We start from the raw sequence: 17,321 nt of genomic DNA, 5'->3' as shown, positions 1-17,321 counted from the left end.
TACGTCTTATGGAAATGAACAACAGCCCCCGCAGAGGGGAAGAGGAAATCAAAGACGTCCATCCGAAATTCAAGAACATGAAGACCCACGGTTTCCGCTGGGGCTTCATGTTCTTGCTCGTTTTGGGGGCGGCATTCCTATTTTTCCAATCTTTTTTCGTACTGCAGGACAACGAGAACGGGGTCGTCCTGCGTCTGGGGCAATTGCGGACCGTGGAACGGCAACCGGGTCCCCATTTCAAGCTGCCCTTTATAGAGGAAGTGACGAAAGTGAACGTGCGGAACGTGTACAACATGGAATACGGCTTCCGCATCCTGCGTGCGGGCACGGAACAGTCCGATCCCGTCTACGAGGACAATCCCCAGGAAGCGACCGTGATCGTGGATGCCGCAGCGAACAACGCGTCCATCGCCTTGCTGGAACTGATTATCCAGTACAGGATCTACAATCCGACGGACTACCTCTTCAAGGTGGATGATGTGGAAGGCACCTTGCGGCTGGCGCTGGAGGACACCATCCGGAGCACCGTCCAGACCCTGACCTTGGACGAGGCCAAAACCCAGAAGGAGTTGCTGGACATGAAGGTCATGCCTCTCCTGCAGAAGAAAATGGACGACTACGGGGCCGGCATCGAAATCCTCCTGGTGGGCACGCAGAACATGCAGTTCCTGCCTTCGGTGGAGGAAGCCTACCAGCAGAAGGAAAATGCCAACCAGTACAAGAACGGCAAGATGGAGGATGCGGAGAAATACAACAACATGGTGATTCCCCGGGCGACCGCCGAGGCCACCAAGCTGTTGGAGGAAGCCAGCGGATACAAGGCCAAGACGGTGGCGGAAGCCAAGGCTGCCATGGCATCCTATGATGCGCTCTACGAGGAGTACAGGAAAAACCCCGCCATCCTGAAGGAGCGCTACTATGTGGAGGCCATCCAGAGCTTCCTGGAGAACAACACCATCGTGGTGGATGCTACGGAAAGCGGGAACCTCTACAAGTTCCTGAACATGACCCAGGACACCCCGGTGAAGGCCGGATTGGTGGAGAACTAGGAGGCGTGCTTATGAAGAAATCGATGTTTTTACTGCTTGTGGCCGGCCTGTTCCTGTTCCTGCTCTCCACAACCGCATACGTCGTCCGGGAAGACGAGGTCGCCGTGGTGCGGAGGCTGGGAAGGGTGGTCAAGGTGGTCGTGGACAGCCGGGACCTGGATATCCTGGAAGGGAATTTCGCCCAGGAGCCCTACCAGACCATCCAGAAGACCTACAGGAAGGGGTTGCGATTCAAGCTTCCGTTCGCGGACGAGGTGTCCGTCCATTCCTCCAAATACCTGACCTACCGGTCCTCCCCGGAGCTCTTGAACACCAGGGACGGGAGACGGCTGGAGGTCCAGATGTATGCCCAGTACAGGATTGTGGACCCCTACACCTTTTCCATGACCGTTTTTTCCAGGGACCAGGCCAACCGGCGGATGGACGAACTGGTATACAAGTCGGTGATCCAGTCGGCCAACGCCCTGACGTTCAACGAGTTCTTCCAGGAGAACAAGCTGCAGGGAATGCTTGCGGAGCAGCGGCTGCGGCTGAACCGGTCCCTGGTGGGGGATTTCGGCCTGTACATCTCCGACATCGGAATCAACAGGAAGAATTTTCCGCCTTCCAACATCGACACCATCGAAGACAAGATGACGAAGCAGATCGCCAAGGAGAGTGAGAAGCTCATCGCGGAAGGGGATGCCGCTTATGTCCAGGCCCAGGCCACCACAGACAGGCAAAGGGAGGAAATCCTGGCCAAGGCAGTGGCGGAGGCAGCCATCGTGAAAGCGGGCGCCGATGCGGAGGCGATGGAAATCTACCAGCTTTCCCTATCCAAGGATCTGGAATTCTACCGCTTCATGCAGAGGATGAAGATCTACCGGGAGATGCGCGACAACACGGTGTTCATGGATTCCAGCAACGGCATCTTCGACTATTTCCAGGGAGTCAATCCCTAAAAACAAACAAAAAGCGTGGAACGGCCGGCAGGCATCTTCTACTTGTGGTTTCCCGGGTTTGCGTGTAGAATAAGCATAAGAATGGAAAAGGAGGGGTATGATGAGAGCGTACATCAACAAAGATGAATTGGATGCCTTGCTGGCTTCGGAACATAGGGATCCGCACCATTTGCTGGGGATCCACCAAGAGGAGGGCGGAGGCTGGCACGTGAACGTGTTCCAACCCGCCGCGGTGAAGGCTGTGGTCGTGGACAAGAACAGCGGGGAAGCGCATCCCATGGAGAAGGTCCATGAGGACGGCTTCTTCACCGTGGAGTTGCCGGGACAGCTGGAATACAAGGTGCTCCTGGAAGACGGGTATGGGAACGGCTGGGAGACGGAAGACCCCTACAAGTTCGGTCCCGTGCTTGGGGAGTTGGACCTCTATCTCTTCGGGCAAGGAACCCATTACGAGATCTACGAGAAGATGGGGGCCCACGCAATGGAACATGAAGGGGCGCAGGGCGTCTGCTTCAGCGTATGGGCACCCAACGCCAAGCGCGTGAGCGTCATCGGTGATTTCAACGGCTGGGACGGCAGGATCCATCCCATGCGCACACTGGGACAATCGGGAATTTTCGAGCTTTTCATTCCCGGCATCGGTTTGGGGGAGCGTTACAAATACGAGATCAAGACGCAGGAAGGCTATCTCCTGAAGAAATCGGACCCCTACGCCAACTATTCGGAACTTAGGCCCAATACGGCTTCCGTGGTGGCAGACCTGAACAGCTACGAGTGGAGGGACAGGCACTGGCAGGAAGAGAAGAAGAACGTGGGAAACCTGGATGTGCCCATCGCCATCTATGAGGTCCATCTGGGATCCTGGAAGCGGAACGGCTCCGAGACGGGCTTCATGAACTACAGGGACCTGGCACATGACCTGGTGAATTACGTGAAAGAAATGGGATACACCCACATCGAACTGATGCCCGTATCCGAACATCCCTTCGACGGTTCCTGGGGGTACCAGGTGTCCGGTTACTATGCGCCCACAAGCCGTTTCGGCAAGCCGGAAGACTTCATGTATTTCGTGGACTACTGCCATATGAGCGGCATCGGCGTGATCCTGGACTGGGTGCCCGCCCATTTCCCCAAAGACGACTTCGCGCTGGCAAACTTCGACGGAACGGCCCTGTACGAGCATGGAGACCCCAGGCAGGGGGAGCATCCCCACTGGGGCACCAAGATCTTCAATTACGGTAGGAACGAGGTCAAGAATTTCCTGATCGGCAACGCCATCTTCTGGCTGGAGAAGTTCCATCTGGACGGACTGCGGGTGGATGCGGTGGCTTCCATGCTGTATCTGGACTACGGCAAGGACGACGGCCAGTGGATTCCCAATCCCCACGGGGGCAGGGAGAATCTGGAGGCTGTGGAGTTTTTCCGGCACTTGAATTCGGTCATCTACGGCAGATACAAGGGGGCACTGATGGTCGCGGAGGAATCCACCTCCTGGCCTGGGGTTTCCCGGCCTTCCAACATCGGTGGCCTGGGATTCGGCCTGAAGTGGAACATGGGCTGGATGAACGATTTCCTCCGCTACGTCTCCAAGGACCCCATCCATAGGAAATACCACCACAACGACCTGACCTTCGGCATGATCTATGCCTATACGGAGAATTTCGTCCTGGTGCTTTCCCATGACGAGGTGGTCCATGGCAAGGGGTCCATGATCAACAAGATGCCAGGGGATTACTGGCAGAAGTTCGCCAACCTGCGGCTTGCCTATGGCTACATGTACGGACATCCGGGCAAGAAGCTGCTCTTCATGGGAGGGGAGTTCGCCCAGTTCGACGAATGGACAGAAACCAAGAGCCTGGATTGGCACCTTCTGGAGTTCGAGAAGCACAGGGAAATGCAACAGTTCGTCAAGGACCTGAACTACCTGTATGTGAACGAGCCCGCCTGCTGGTATGACGACTTCACCGAAGCGGGCTTCGAGTGGATCAACTGTTCCGACTACGAGGCCAGCATCGTATCCTTCGTGCGCAAGGGCGAGCACAAGACGGACACCTTGGTCTTCGTGGCCAACTACACGCCCGTTCCCCGGACCATGCACAGGGTTGGGGTTCCCTACAAGGGAAGCTATCTGGAGATCATGAACAGCGATGAAGAGAAGTACGGCGGAAGCGGAACCGTGAATGCGGATGCAATCCTGACGGAAAAAATCGAATGGGACGGCAGGGACCACAGCCTGTCCCTGAAGGTTCCGCCGCTGGGGATCACCGTGTTGAAATATCTGGGATAAGACATGAAAAGGCCGGCCCCATGGGGCCGGCCTTTTCATGTGCCTGGAATTTCCCTCCAGGTACTTCTTATCGGATAGGTTCCTGCTGCAGGAACGCCTCGTTCAATGCGATGACCTTTTCCATCATGGCCCTGGAGGGGCCGCCGATGACCTGCCGCTTGTTGACGCAGGTCTCCAGGGAAATGGCATCGTAGATGTCCGGCCCGAACACTGGGGACAGGGCCTTGTACTCTTCCAGGCTGAGGCCTTCCAGGGTCTGGTCCGTCTGGATGCAGCGGTAGACCAGCTTGCCCACGATCTCGTGGGCGTCCCGGAAGGGGACGCCCTTCTTGACAAGATAGTCCGCAGCGTCGGTGGCGTTGGTGAAGCCGCCGGAGGCTCCCTGGCGCATCCGGTTCCTGTTCACCTTCATGGTGCGGAGCATGTCGGTGAAGATGGGAAGACACATCTTCACCGTGTCGATGGCGTCGAAAGTCGCCTCCTTGTCCTCCTGCATGTCCTTGTTGTAGGCCAGGGGCAGGGATTTCATGGTGGCAAGAAGGGCCACCATGTCGCCATAGACACGGCCGGTCTTGCCGCGCACCAGTTCCGCGATGTCCGGGTTCTTCTTCTGGGGCATGATGCTGCTGCCGGTGCTGTAGGCGTCGTCCAGCTCGATGAACTGGAACTCGTTGGTGCACCAGAGGATGATTTCCTCGCTGAACCGGCTCAGATGCATCATCAGGATGGACAAGGCCCCCAGGAGCTCCAGACAGAAGTCCCTGTCTGAAACCGCGTCCAGACTGTTGAGGCAGATGCCGTCGAAGTCCAGGAGTCCGGCCACCGCTTCCCGGTCCAGGGGATAGGTGGTGGTGGCCAGGGCTCCCGCTCCCAGTGGAAGCACATTGGTGCGCTTCCACACGTCCGAAAGCCGCTGGGTGTCCCGCTTGAGCATTTCGAAATAGGCCATCAGGTGATGGGCGAAGGTGATGGGCTGGGCCTTCTGGAGATGGGTGTATCCGGGCATGATGGTGTCCAGATGCTCCGCCGATTGGTCCAGCAGGACCCGGTGCAGGTCGGCCACCATGGACTGGAGGACGCGGATTTCCTCCCGGACATACATCCGCATGTCCAGGGCCACCTGGTCGTTCCGGCTGCGTCCGGTGTGGAGCTTCTTGCCCACATCCCCGATCCGCTGGATCAGCATCTTCTCAATGTTCATGTGGATGTCTTCCGCATCGATGTCGAATGCGGCATCCCCGTTTTCGATGGACCCCAAGATGGCCTCAAGGCCCGACCGGATGGCCTGCGCCTCCTCCTGGCTGATGATGCCCTGCTGTCCCAACATGGTGACGTGGGCCATGCTGCCTGCGATGTCCTGACGGTACAGCCTCTGGTCGAAGCGGATGGAGGAGTTGAAGTCGTCCACCATGGCATCGGTGCTTTTTGAAAAGCGGCCTCCCCACAATTTCATAGCGGTCTCCTTTCTATTGCTTGCCCTGCTGTTGCATCTTCATGGCGCGCACCTTCAGGGGCAGGCCGAAGAGGTTGATGAATCCTTCCGCATCCTTGTGGTCGTACAGTTCGCCGGTGGTGAAGCTTGCGATGTCCTCATCATAGAGGGAGTAGGGGGAAGTGGCTCCGGCCGGGATGACATTGCCCTTGTATAGCTTCAGGCGGACCTTGCCGGTGACGGTGGCTTGGGTGGAATCCATGAATGCGGTCAGGGCCTCCCGCAAGGGGGTGAACCATTCGCCGCTGTAGACCAGCTCCGCGAATTTGACCGCAAGCTGGTTCTTCACCGCCATGGTCTGCTTGTCCAGGCAGAGGTATTCCAGCTCCTGGTGGGCCGCATAGAGGATGGTTCCGCCGGGGGTCTCGTAGACGCCCCGGGACTTCATGCCGACCACGCGGTTTTCCACGATGTCGATGATCCCCACGCCGTTGGCCCCGCCGACCGCATTAAGCTTCTCGATGATGGCGGATGCTTTCATCGCCTGGCCGTCCAGCTTCACGGGGAAGCCCTTCTCGAATTCCAGTTCCACATAGGTGGGGGTGTCGGGAGCCTCTTCCGGAGTGACACCCATCTGCAGGATCTTCTTGTAGTCGGGTTCGTTGGCCGGATCCTCCAGTTCCAGTCCTTCATGGCTCAAATGCCAGAGGTTGCGGTCCCGGCTGTAGCTGTCGTCCTTTTTCATGGGCACTTCGATGCCCCTGTCCTCGCAATACTGGATTTCGTCTTCCCTGGATTTCAGGTCCCAGATCCTCCAGGGGGCGATGATTTCCAGTTGGGGTGCCAATGCCTTGACGGTCAGCTCGAAACGGACCTGGTCGTTGCCCTTGCCGGTGGCGCCGTGGCAGATGGCCATGGCTTCCTCCTGGAGGGCGATCTCCACAAGGCGCTTTGCGATGACGGGTCTTGCCATGGAGGTGCCGAGAAGGTATTTGCCCTCATAAACGGCACCCGCCTGCATGGTGGGGACCACATATTCGTCCACGAACTCGTCGGTCACATTCTCGATGTAGAGTTTGCTGGCGCCGGTGGAAAGGGCGCGTTCCTCGAGGCCCTCCATTTCCTTGCCTTGACCGACGTCCACGCATACTGCGATGACCTCGCAATCGTAGTTCTCCTTCAACCAAGGGATGATCACGGTCGTGTCCAATCCTCCAGAATACGCCAAAACAACCTTCTTACTCATACGAATTCCTCCATTTTCTATCCAATTGATGTTGATTGGGTATAATTATACATTAAGCTTAATAAATATGCAATACCTGTTTCCGAAAACTACAGCAGGGGGGAAAAGAGTCTGGATACGGCCTCCTTCACTTTCACCACGAAAGGCCTGTTGCCGTAATCCTCCAGGGTCAGCCGCCGGCAGGAAAGCAGGTCCTTTTCGAACTGCAGGGCCTGGGCCATGCTGGCCTGCCGGTCGTAAATGAAGGCGTTGGCCTCGAAGTTCAGCTTGAAGCTGCGGATGTCGAAGTTGCAGCTGCCGATGGAGCAGGCCTTCCGGTCCACAAGGATGGCTTTCGCATGGAGGAAGCCCTTTTCGTAGATGTAGACCTCCACTCCGTAGGGGAGCAGGTCCGCCGCATAGGAATAGGTGGCCCAGTAGATGAAGATGTGGTCCGGCATCCGGGGGATCATCAGACGGACCCGCACGCCGGAGGAGGCGGCAATCCGCAAGGCCTCCAGAATGCTTTCGTCGGGGATGAAGTAGGGGGTCTGGATGTCGATGCTTTCCACCGCCCGGTGGACCATCTTCAGGTACCCCTGCTTGATCTGCTGGTTGATGTTGTCCGGACCGGAGGAGACGATCTGGACCGCCACATCCCCCGTGGAACGGTCCGACCCCAGATAGGCGGGGGACAGGGTCAGACCCTTCCTGGAAGCGTTGCGCCAATCCAGGAAGAAGCGCAGCTGCATGGCGATGACCGCGTCCCCTTCGATGCGCAGATGGGTATCCCGCCAATAGCCGAATTTCCTCTTCAGCCCCAGATACTCGTTGCCCACATTGAAGCCGCCCACATACCCCACTTCCCCGTCGATTACGGTGATCTTCCGGTGGTTCCTGTAGTTGCCCTTCAGATTGAAGTACCGCAGCCAGGAAGGGAAGAAGAAGCAGACTTCCGCTCCCTGGGCCCGGAGCGCAGCAACTCTGGAGCGGGGAAGGTGCCGCCCTCCCACGTGGTCCACCAGGAGACGGACCTCCACCCCCTGGGATGCCTTTTCGCCCAGCAATTCGAAAAGTTTTTGTCCCAAGCTGTCCCCTTGGATGATATAATAAAGCATATGGACATGGTGCTTGGCCTCCCGGATGTCCTGGAACAGGCGGTCGAACTTCTCCGTGCCGTCGAAAAAGAAGGAAACCCGGTTGTTCTGGGAGAATAAGGAGTCGCTCAACCGGTTGTGGAAGAGGATCAGGTCCTCGTAATCCCTGGTTTCCGGATGCAGGAAGGGGTAGTTCGCCCCCTCCAGGGCCCTGCGCTGGCTTTCCAGCACGGAGGCGTACAACCTGGATTCTTCCGCGGTGTATTTGAAGATCTTCCTTTTTGAGATGTTCTGGGCCAGCAGGAGGTAGAAGAAGAAGCCGACTCCCGGAAAAAGCGTCATGAAGAACAGCCAGGCCAAGGCCGCCAGGGGATCCTTCCTCTCCAGCAGGATGACGATGGTGGAGAACAGCAGGTTGAGCATGAAGAAGGCAAGGTAGTTTATTGGAAGGAATTGGATGTAAGGATATGGGATCATGCGGTGTACCTCCGAAACCATTCTATCATAGAAGCAACCGCTTTAAAAGATGGAACTGCGGCGGTGGCCGGACTTTCGTCCATAAAGAAAAAAGGTTGCATCTTTATAAAATAGAATGTATAATTATGTAACATTGAAACAAGAAGCGCAGGACAAGAAAGGGGCTAGACTATGGAATTGATCAAAGGCAGCGTCACTACGCCAAAGGGGTTCAAAGCATATGGAGAGTTTGTGGGGATCAAGCGGAAGCGCAAGGACCTGGCCATTGTGTTCAGCGAAGCGCAGGCCTCCTATGCGGGTGTCTTCACGAAGAACGTGGTCAAGGCGGCTCCGGTCCTCTGGAACCACAAGCTGCTGCAGGAGGGCGGAAGCGTCCAGGCAATCGTGGTGAACAGCGGAAACGCCAACGCCTGTACCGGAGAGGCGGGCGTCCTGCATACGGAGCAGATGGCCAGGAAGACGGCGGAGCAATTCGGACTGGAGACGGACGCCGTGCTGGTTGCCTCGACAGGCGTCATCGGCGTTCCGTTGCCCATCGACACTGTCCTGTCCGGGATCGAAAAGGTGGCGGCCAAGGTGGAAGCCTCGGACGAGGGCGGTCTGGCGGCTGCGGAGGCCATCATGACCACCGACACCTACACCAAACACGCCGCGGTTTCCTTTGAAGCGGGGGGAAAGACCGTCACCATGGGAGGCATGGCCAAAGGATCCGGGATGATCCATCCCAACATGGCCACCATGCTGGCCTTCATCACCACGGATTTGGCAATTGCACCCGAACTGCTGCAGAAGGCCCTGTCCGAGGACGTGGAGGACACCTACAACATGATTTCGGTGGACGGGGACACAAGCACCAACGACATGCTCCTCCTCCTGGCCAACGGAGCGGCGGGCAACAAACCCATCCAGGACGAGGATGCGGATTACTGGGAGTTCAGGAAGGCCCTGCACAAGCTGAATTCCCATCTTGCGAAGATGATCGTCAACGACGGGGAAGGGGTCACCAAGTTCATCGAGGTGGTCATCCAGGGAGCCAAAACCAAGAAGGACGCCAAGCTCATGGGCAAGTCCATCATCACCTCCAACCTGGTGAAAACCGCTTTTTTCGGTGAGGACGCGAACTGGGGCCGGATCCTATGCGCCATGGGGTATTCCGGCGCCCATTTCGACCCTTCCCATGTGAAGCTGACCTACAAGAGCACGGGTGGAACCATCGTGCTGATGGAAGAGGGCATGCCTGTCCCCTTCAACGAGGAGGAGGCGCTGGAACTGCTCCACGAGAGGAACATCCAGGTCCTTGTGGAACTTGCGGACGGCGAGGAGACGGCCACCGCCTGGGGATGCGACCTCAGCTACGAATATGTGAAAATCAACGGGGAGTACAGGACCTGATGCCGGCAGGACAGGCGGGAAAGGGAGGAGACATGCAGAAATACATCGACAAGGCGAAGGTGCTGGTGGAAGCGCTTCCCTATATCAAGCAGTTCAACGGGAAGATCGTGGTCGTGAAATACGGCGGAAGCGCCATGGTGGACGACAAGGTCAAGGAAACGGTCATCGAGGACCTGGTCCTGATGAAACTGGTGGGATTCAAGGTGGTCATCGTCCACGGCGGCGGAAAGGAAATCAACGCACTCCTGGACAAGGTCGGCAAGAAGGCCCGGTTCGTCAACGGCTTGCGGGTGACGGACGAAGAGACCATGGAAGTGGTGGAGATGGTCCTGGCCGGCAAGGTGAACAAGGACGTCGTCCAGATGATCCAGAACCATGACCTGAATGCGGTGGGCATCACCGGCAAGGACGGGAAGACGCTGAAGGTGCGGAAGGTTTACAGCGAGGGGGCGGACATCGGTTTCGTGGGGGAAATCACCCATGTGGACACCAAGCTGATCAACACGCTTCTGGAGAACGACTTCATCCCCGTCATCGCCCCCATCGGGACGGACGAGAAGGGGCAGACCTACAACATCAACGCCGACTATGCGGCCTCCGCAATAGCGGGGGCCCTGGATTCCGAGAAGCTGATCTTCCTCACGGATGTGGAAGGGGTCCTGCGGGATGTGAAGGACAAGGAAAGCCTGATTTCCAAAATCCGCCTGGACGAGGTAGATGGCCTGATCGCTTCGGGAGTGATTTCCGGGGGCATGCTTCCCAAGGTGGACTGCTGCGTGGAGGGAATCAACAAGGGCGTGAAGAACGTGCACATCCTGGACGGCCGTGTGGAGCACAGCCTCCTCCTGGAAGTGTTCACCACCAGCGGTGTGGGGACCATGTTCGGAAAGAGCTTCGACATTACGGAATACGAAGGAGAATGAACCATGCATGACGAACTGCTGCAGAAGGCGAAGACCTATCTGATGAACAACTACAAACCCTTTCCTGTCATCTTCGAGACAGGGCACGGATGCACGCTGGTGGACGACCAGGGGAAATCCTACTTGGATTTCGTGTCCGGCATCGCGGTGAACGCCCTGGGGTACGGGAACGAGCGGCTGAACAAAGCCTTGAAGGAACAGCTGGACAAGTTCACCCATTGCTCCAACCTGTACTACAACATCCCCTCCATCCAAGCCGCGGAAATCCTGGTGACCCAGAGCGGCATGGGCAGGGTGTTCTTCTGCAATTCCGGAACCGAAGCCATCGAGGCATCCCTGAAGCTGGCAAGGAAGTACGCCAAGAAACACATGGACGGAAAAAGGTTCGAAATCGTGGCCATGCGGGAATCCTTCCATGGAAGGACCTACGGGGCCATCAGCGCCACAGGGCAGCTGAAGTACCAGAAGGACCTGGATCCCCTTCTGCCGGGCATCCGCCATGCGGTCTACAACGACCTGGAGAGCGTGCGGGAGGCGGTGGGGGAGAACACCTGCGCCATCCTGCTGGAGCCCATCCAAGGGGAAGGCGGCATCATTCCGGCCAGCAGGGAGTTCCTCCAAGGCGTCCGCCAGCTGTGTGACGAGAGAGGCCTCCTGATGATCCTGGACGAGGTCCAGACGGGCATGGGTCGGACGGGCAAGGTGTTCGCCCACCAGCATTACGGCATCAAACCGGACATCCTGGCTTTGGCCAAGGGGCTGGGTTCCGGAATCCCCATCGGTGCGTGCATCGCCACGGAAGAGGCGGCCAAGGGGTTCGAGCCTGGAGACCATGCGGCCACCTTCGGCGGGAATCCCCTGTCCACCACCGCCGCGAAGGTGACCCTGGATGTGCTCCTGGAGGACGGCTTCCTGGAGGAGGTGTCCAGAAAAGGGGAACATCTGCAGAAGGGGCTCCGGGCCCTGGCGGAAAAATTCCCCATGATCCAGGGAGTCCGGGGCAACGGACTGATGCAGGGGCTTGTACTGGACAGGGCGCCTGGCGAAGTGGTGGGGAAAGCGATGGAAAAAGGCCTGCTGCTGGTGGGCGCCGGCAGCAATGTCGTCCGTTTCGTGCCCCCGCTGGTGGTCGGTTGCGAAGACCTGGACAAGGCGCTGGCCATCGTGGAAGAAAGCCTGAAGGAACTGCAGGGGGACCCCCTTTGAAGGAGGCATTATGAAGGCGACTATGTTGTTGGAGGATGGAACCCGGCTGGAGGGCCAGGCTTTTGGAGCAGAAGGAACGGTCCTGGGTGAGGTCGTATTCAATACCGGCATGACGGGTTACCAGGAAATCCTGACCGACCCCTCCTATGCGGGGCAGGTCGTGACCATGACCTATCCGCTGGTGGGGAACTATGGGATCAATGGGAAGGACATGGAATCGGACCGGGTGCAGGTCAGCGGTTTTGTGGTAAAGGAGTTGGCCAGGGTGCCCAGCCATTGGGAATGCACGGAGACGCTGGACCAATATCTGAAGAGGAACAACATCCTGGGAATGGACGGTGTGGATACCCGGATGCTTACGAAAAGAATCAGGAACAAGGGGACCATGAATTGCATCCTCACCACGGAACCCCTGGAGGAGAGGCACAGGAAGATGCTGGAGGCGTACAGCTTCCCCAAAGACATCGTGGCCAGGGTGTCCGCCAGGGAGACCAGGACCTACGGCCCCCCGGATGCCCCCTGGGCGGTGGGGCTGGTGGACCTTGGACTGAAGCGGGGAATCCTGGAGCAGCTCCTGGCCCATTCCTGCAGGGTGGTCGTATTCCCCCATGACGTACAGGCCAGGGAAATAGAGGAAGCGGCTTTGGATGCCCTGCTCTTTTCCAACGGACCGGGGGACCCCAAGGATGCCCGAAACGCCATCGCGCTGGCGGGCGCATTCCTGGGCAAGATGCCGGTCTGGGGCATCTGCCTGGGGCACCAGATCATCGCCCTGGCCCTGGGGGCCGACACCTACAAGCTGAAGTTCGGACACCGGGGAAGCAACCATCCGGTGATCGATATGGAGACGGGCAATGTGTTCATCTCCTCCCAGAACCACGGCTATGCGGTGGATGGGGCTTCCGTGGAAGCCTTGGCCGCAACCGGCGGCCCCTTGGAAGGTCTCAGGGTCACCCATTGGAACGTGAACGACGAGACTGTGGAAGGCCTGTCCTGTCCGGCGCTTGGAATGCGCTGCGTGCAGTTCCATCCGGAAGAGGGGCCAGGCCCCCATGACGCGCACCATATTTTCAGCCACTGGGTGGGGTCCCTGGGGAGGCGCTGACAACGTGAAAGAAGGAGAGGTATCCACATGCCCATAGATCCAAGCATCAAGAAGGTCCTGGTCATCGGTTCGGGACCCATCATCATTGGACAAGCGGCTGAATTCGACTATGCCGGGACCCAGGCCTGCAAATCCCTGCGGGAGGAAGGTCTGGAGGTCGTGCTGGTGAACAGCAATCCGGCCACCATCATGACGGACGACAACATCGCAGACAGGGTGTACATCCAGCCACTGACCGTGGAGGCGCTGCGCTACATCATAGACAAGGAGCGTCCGGAAGGACTTCTGCCCACCCTGGGAGGCCAGACAGGGTTGAATATGGCGGTGGAGCTGAATGAAGCCGGCATCCTGGAGGAATTCAATGTCCGGCTGCTGGGGACATCCCTGGAAGCCATCAAACAGGCGGAGGATAGGGACAGTTTCCGGCAGCTGATGATGGAGATTGGGGAACCCATCCCCCTAAGTGAAATCGTCAACTCCATCCAGGAGGGGATGGCCGCCGCCGAAAGGATAGGCTATCCCATCATCGTCCGCCCCGCCTACACCCTGGGGGGGCTGGGCGGCGGAATCGCCAAGGACCGGGAGAGCCTGGAGGAGATCCTCCACGCCGGCCTGATGCACAGCAGGATCAACCAGGTCCTGTTGGAGCAGTCCGTGGCCGGTTGGAAGGAAATCGAATACGAGGTCATGCGGGACAAGAACGACACCGCCATCATCATCTGCAACATGGAGAACCTGGACCCCGTGGGGGTCCATACGGGGGACAGCATCGTCGTGGCCCCTTCCCAGACCCTTTCCGACGAGGAGTACCATATGCTCCGGACCTCCTCCCTGAAGATCATCAAGGCACTGAAGATCGAAGGTGGATGCAATGTGCAGCTGGCCCTGAACCCCAGCAGCAGGGAATACATCGTCATCGAGGTAAACCCCCGGGTGAGCCGCTCCTCCGCCCTGGCCTCCAAGGCCGCGGGGTACCCCATCGCCAAGATTGCGGCCAAGATCGCCGTAGGCCTGTGCCTCCATGAAATCCCCAACGCGGTGACAAAGAGGACGAAGGCTTCCTTCGAACCGGCCTTGGACTACGTGGTCACCAAAATCCCCAAATGGCCCTTCGACAAGTTCGACTACGCCAACAGGACTCTGGGAACCCAGATGAAGGCCACCGGGGAGGTCATGGCCATAGACCGGACCTTCGAGAGTTCCCTGCTCAAGGCTGTCATTTCCCTGGAAGGGAAGGAAACGGGACTGCGCAAGGCCAATCTGGAGGAGAAGACCAGGGAGGAAATGCTGGACATGCTCCAGATTGTGGACGACCAAAGGATTTTCACGCTGGCGGAATCCCTGCGGAAGGGGATTTCCGTGGAGGAGATCCATGGAATCACCAGGATCGACCCCTGGTTCCTGGAAAAGATCAACAACATCGTGGAGGTGGAGCACAGGCTGGCGGCCGAGCCCCTCTCCGGAGAGCTGCTGAACAAGGCGGAGCGGATGGGATTTACGGACGTGGAAATCGAGGCATTGTCCGAAAACAGCAATGAAATCGTGGACACCATCCGGCGGGCCCACGGGATGTATCCCGTCTACAAGATGGTGGACACCTGCGCGGCGGAATTCGAATCACAGACGCCCTACTACTATTCCACCTTCGAGACGGAGGAAGAGAACGTCATCAGCAAGCGGGAAAAGATCATCGTCATCGGCAGCGGTCCCATACGGATCGGGCAGGGGATCGAGTTCGACTACTGCTCCGTCCATGCGGTCTGGGCCATCCAGGAACTGGGCATCGAGTCCATCATCATCAACAACAATCCGGAAACCGTCAGCACGGATTTCGACATCTCGGACAAGCTCTACTTCGAGCCCCTGTTCATCGAAGACGTGTTCAACGTGATCCGCAAGGAGATGCCCAAGGGGGTCATCGTCCAATTCGGTGGCCAGACGGCCATCAACCTGGCGCCCAAGTTGGTCAGCCGGGGCGTGCAGGTGCTGGGCACCTCTGTGGATTCCATAGACGTGGCCGAAGACCGGAAGCGTTTCGAGCGGCTCCTGCGGGAGCTGGGCATCCCCCAGCCCAAGGGCTATGCGGTGACCAGCATCCAGGAGGCTGTGGACGCGGCCGACGAGATCGGATATCCTGTGCTTGTGCGGCCCTCCTATGTCATCGGAGGAAGGGGCATGATGGTAGTCCACAGCGAACAGGAGCTGGTGGGCTATGTGGAAGAGGCTGCGGCCCTGTCGGACGAGTACCCCATCCTGGTGGACGAGTACATCAACGGCACGGAAGTGGAAGTGGACGCCATCGCGGACCGGGAGTCCATCCTGGTGCCCGGGATCATGGAGCACATCGAACGGACCGGCGTCCATTCGGGAGACAGCTTCACGGTCTATCCGCCCCAGACCATTTCCGAAAAAACGGTGGAAACAGTACTGGACTACACGGAAAAAATCGCCAAGGCCCTCCAGGTCATCGGACTGATGAACATCCAGTTCGTGGTCCGCGACGAGCAGGTCTATATCATCGAGGTGAATCCAAGGGCTTCCAGAACCGTCCCCATCCTGAGCAAGGTGACCCGGGTGCCCATGGTGAAGATCGCCATGCAGGTGATCCTGGGAGACCGGCTTGCGGACTTGGAATACGGCACCGGCCTGCTGCCCTCCACCAACCTGGTGGCGGTGAAGGCTCCGGTGTTCTCCTTCGTCAAGCTGGTGGATGTGGACGCCGCCCTCACACCGGAGATGAAATCCACCGGGGAAGTCCTGGGTGTGGACAGCTGCTATGAAAAGGCCATGCTCAAGGCTTTCCAGGGAGCGGGCTACAGCTTCCGGGAGGAAGGGAAGGTCCTGTTCGCCCTGGACAACAGGGGCAAGGAGGAAGGGGCGGCACACGCCCGCCATCTTGCGGAGCGGGGATTCGAGATCCTGGCCACGCCCGGAACCGCCACCTATCTGGGGTTGAAAGGCATCCCCTGCCGGACCGTCCCCAAGGACAACCTGACGCAACTGCAGGAGATGATGAAGAAAAGGGAAATCGTCCTGCTGGTGAACAGCCCCACCCGAGGCAAGGATCCAACCAGGTTCGGCTTCAAGCTGCGGAACCTGGCTGAACAGCTGAAGGTGCCCAGCTTCACCTGTTTCGACACCTTGGCAGCCTATTGCATGGCCATGGAGACGCACCAGAAGCGGGAACCCATGGATTATGAACCCATCGCAACTTATTTGTAAATTTTCTTGTGCAGTCCGGACAGGGCTGTTATAATGGTAAAGAAAAAAATCAAGCCTGGTTTGCAATGGTGCAGACCAGGCAATTGTTGTGGCCGTGAACGACAAGCCGAGGAAAGGATTGGAAATGTACGAAATTGTCAGCAAAAAAAAGATCAATGAACAAGTGGAGATGATGGAAATCAAGGCTCCCTTCGTAGCCAGAAGGTGCGAACCAGGACAATTCGTCATCCTCCGCGTGACAGAGACCGGGGAGAGGATTCCCCTGACGATTGCGGATTATGATAGAGAGAAGGAAACCGTCAGCATCATCTACCAGGTCGTGGGGAAGACGACCCAAATGCTCAGCGGGATGGAGGCGGGCGAGAGCCTTCTGGATTTCGTGGGGCCTTTGGGAAAGGCCAGCGACCTGAAACCCCACAAGCGGGTGCTGGGCATCGGCGGGGGCGTGGGTGCGGCGCCCCTGTATCCGCAGATCAAGAAGCTGCATGAGATGGGTGTGGCCGTGGACATGATTCTGGGGGGACGCAGCGCCGAGTATGTGATCCTGGAGGACATGTTCAAGGAAGTCAGCGACAACGTGTATTTCGCCACAAACGACGGATCCAAGGGAATCCAGGGATTCGTGACGGATGTCCTCAAGACCCTGCTTGTGGAGGGTAACACATACGATGAGGTGATCGCCATCGGTCCCCTGATCATGATGAAGGCCGTCGTGGAAATCACGAAACCTCTGGGCATAAAGACCGCCGTGTCCCTGAACCCCATCATGATCGACGGGACGGGCATGTGCGGCGGCTGCCGCGTGACCGTCGGGGGAGAGACCAAATTCGCATGTGTGGACGGTCCGGATTTCGACGGCTTCCAGGTGGACTTCGACGAGTGCATGCTCCGCCAGACCTTCTACAAGGAAAAGGAAGCCCATGCATGCCGTCTGGACCAGCAGAAACCTGAATAACAAAAGAAGA

General features: G+C 58.1%; 12 protein-coding genes. 9 read left to right on the top strand and 3 right to left on the bottom strand.

The window, feature by feature from the left end:
• Window positions 1-8: 8 nt before the first annotated feature.
• The 3 genes from hflK (at window position 9) to glgB (ending at window position 4,277) form a co-directional block, all read left to right on the top strand.
• The gene (gene hflK / locus GXN74_RS04065; RefSeq protein ID WP_162369649.1) at window positions 9-1,049 is read left to right on the top strand and encodes an FtsH protease activity modulator HflK; all 1,041 of its coding nucleotides are present in this window, start codon (window positions 9-11) and stop codon (window positions 1,047-1,049) included.
• 11 nt (window positions 1,050-1,060) lie between these two features.
• Entirely contained in the window at window positions 1,061-1,990 is a 930-nt protein-coding gene (locus GXN74_RS04060) for an SPFH domain-containing protein (RefSeq protein WP_162369648.1), read from the top strand.
• 97 nt (window positions 1,991-2,087) lie between these two features.
• Window positions 2,088-4,277: a 1,4-alpha-glucan branching protein GlgB gene (gene glgB / locus GXN74_RS04055; RefSeq protein WP_212505697.1), complete on the top strand. Its 2,190-nt coding sequence runs from the start codon at window positions 2,088-2,090 to the stop codon at window positions 4,275-4,277.
• A gap of 67 nt (window positions 4,278-4,344) precedes the next feature.
• Here glgB and argH read toward each other — a convergent pair whose 3' ends face one another.
• From argH to cls, 3 genes are all read right to left on the bottom strand, one after another.
• Window positions 4,345-5,730 (bottom strand): argininosuccinate lyase, encoded by a 1,386-nt coding sequence (gene argH, locus GXN74_RS04050; RefSeq protein WP_162369647.1) that lies wholly within the window; start codon window positions 5,728-5,730, stop codon window positions 4,345-4,347.
• A gap of 13 nt (window positions 5,731-5,743) precedes the next feature.
• Entirely contained in the window at window positions 5,744-6,955 is a 1,212-nt protein-coding gene (locus tag GXN74_RS04045; RefSeq protein ID WP_162369646.1) for an argininosuccinate synthase, read from the bottom strand.
• Between the two features lie 89 nt (window positions 6,956-7,044).
• Window positions 7,045-8,508, bottom strand: coding sequence for a cardiolipin synthase (cls, locus tag GXN74_RS04040; protein ID WP_162369645.1), 1,464 nt, complete (start codon window positions 8,506-8,508; stop codon window positions 7,045-7,047).
• 171 nt (window positions 8,509-8,679) lie between these two features.
• Here cls and argJ point away from each other — a divergent pair, with 171 nt between their 5' ends.
• The 6 genes from argJ (at window position 8,680) to GXN74_RS04010 (ending at window position 17,311) form a co-directional block, all read left to right on the top strand.
• The gene (gene argJ, locus GXN74_RS04035) at window positions 8,680-9,900 is read left to right on the top strand and encodes a bifunctional glutamate N-acetyltransferase/amino-acid acetyltransferase ArgJ (protein ID WP_162369644.1); all 1,221 of its coding nucleotides are present in this window, start codon (window positions 8,680-8,682) and stop codon (window positions 9,898-9,900) included.
• A gap of 32 nt (window positions 9,901-9,932) precedes the next feature.
• On the top strand, window positions 9,933-10,823 hold the full coding sequence (gene argB / locus GXN74_RS04030; RefSeq protein WP_162369643.1) for an acetylglutamate kinase: 891 nt from the start codon (window positions 9,933-9,935) through the stop codon (window positions 10,821-10,823).
• Window positions 10,824-10,826: 3 nt separating this feature from the next.
• Entirely contained in the window at window positions 10,827-12,029 is a 1,203-nt protein-coding gene (locus GXN74_RS04025) for an aspartate aminotransferase family protein (protein WP_162369642.1), read from the top strand.
• A 10-nt stretch (window positions 12,030-12,039) separates the two neighbouring features.
• Window positions 12,040-13,134: a glutamine-hydrolyzing carbamoyl-phosphate synthase small subunit gene (gene carA, locus GXN74_RS04020; RefSeq protein WP_162369641.1), complete on the top strand. Its 1,095-nt coding sequence runs from the start codon at window positions 12,040-12,042 to the stop codon at window positions 13,132-13,134.
• Window positions 13,135-13,161: 27 nt separating this feature from the next.
• Entirely contained in the window at window positions 13,162-16,356 is a 3,195-nt protein-coding gene (carB, locus tag GXN74_RS04015) for a carbamoyl-phosphate synthase large subunit (RefSeq protein WP_162369640.1), read from the top strand.
• 124 nt (window positions 16,357-16,480) lie between these two features.
• Window positions 16,481-17,311: a sulfide/dihydroorotate dehydrogenase-like FAD/NAD-binding protein gene (locus GXN74_RS04010; protein ID WP_162369639.1), complete on the top strand. Its 831-nt coding sequence runs from the start codon at window positions 16,481-16,483 to the stop codon at window positions 17,309-17,311.
• The last annotated feature ends 10 nt before the right edge of the window (window positions 17,312-17,321 follow it).

The organism is Anaerotalea alkaliphila, from assembly GCF_010179735.1.
In the GTDB taxonomy this organism is placed as follows: domain Bacteria; phylum Bacillota; class Clostridia; order Lachnospirales; family Vallitaleaceae; genus Anaerotalea; species Anaerotalea alkaliphila.
Note: the sequence above shows the minus strand (reverse complement) of the source record. Positions and strands in the feature narration are given on the sequence as shown.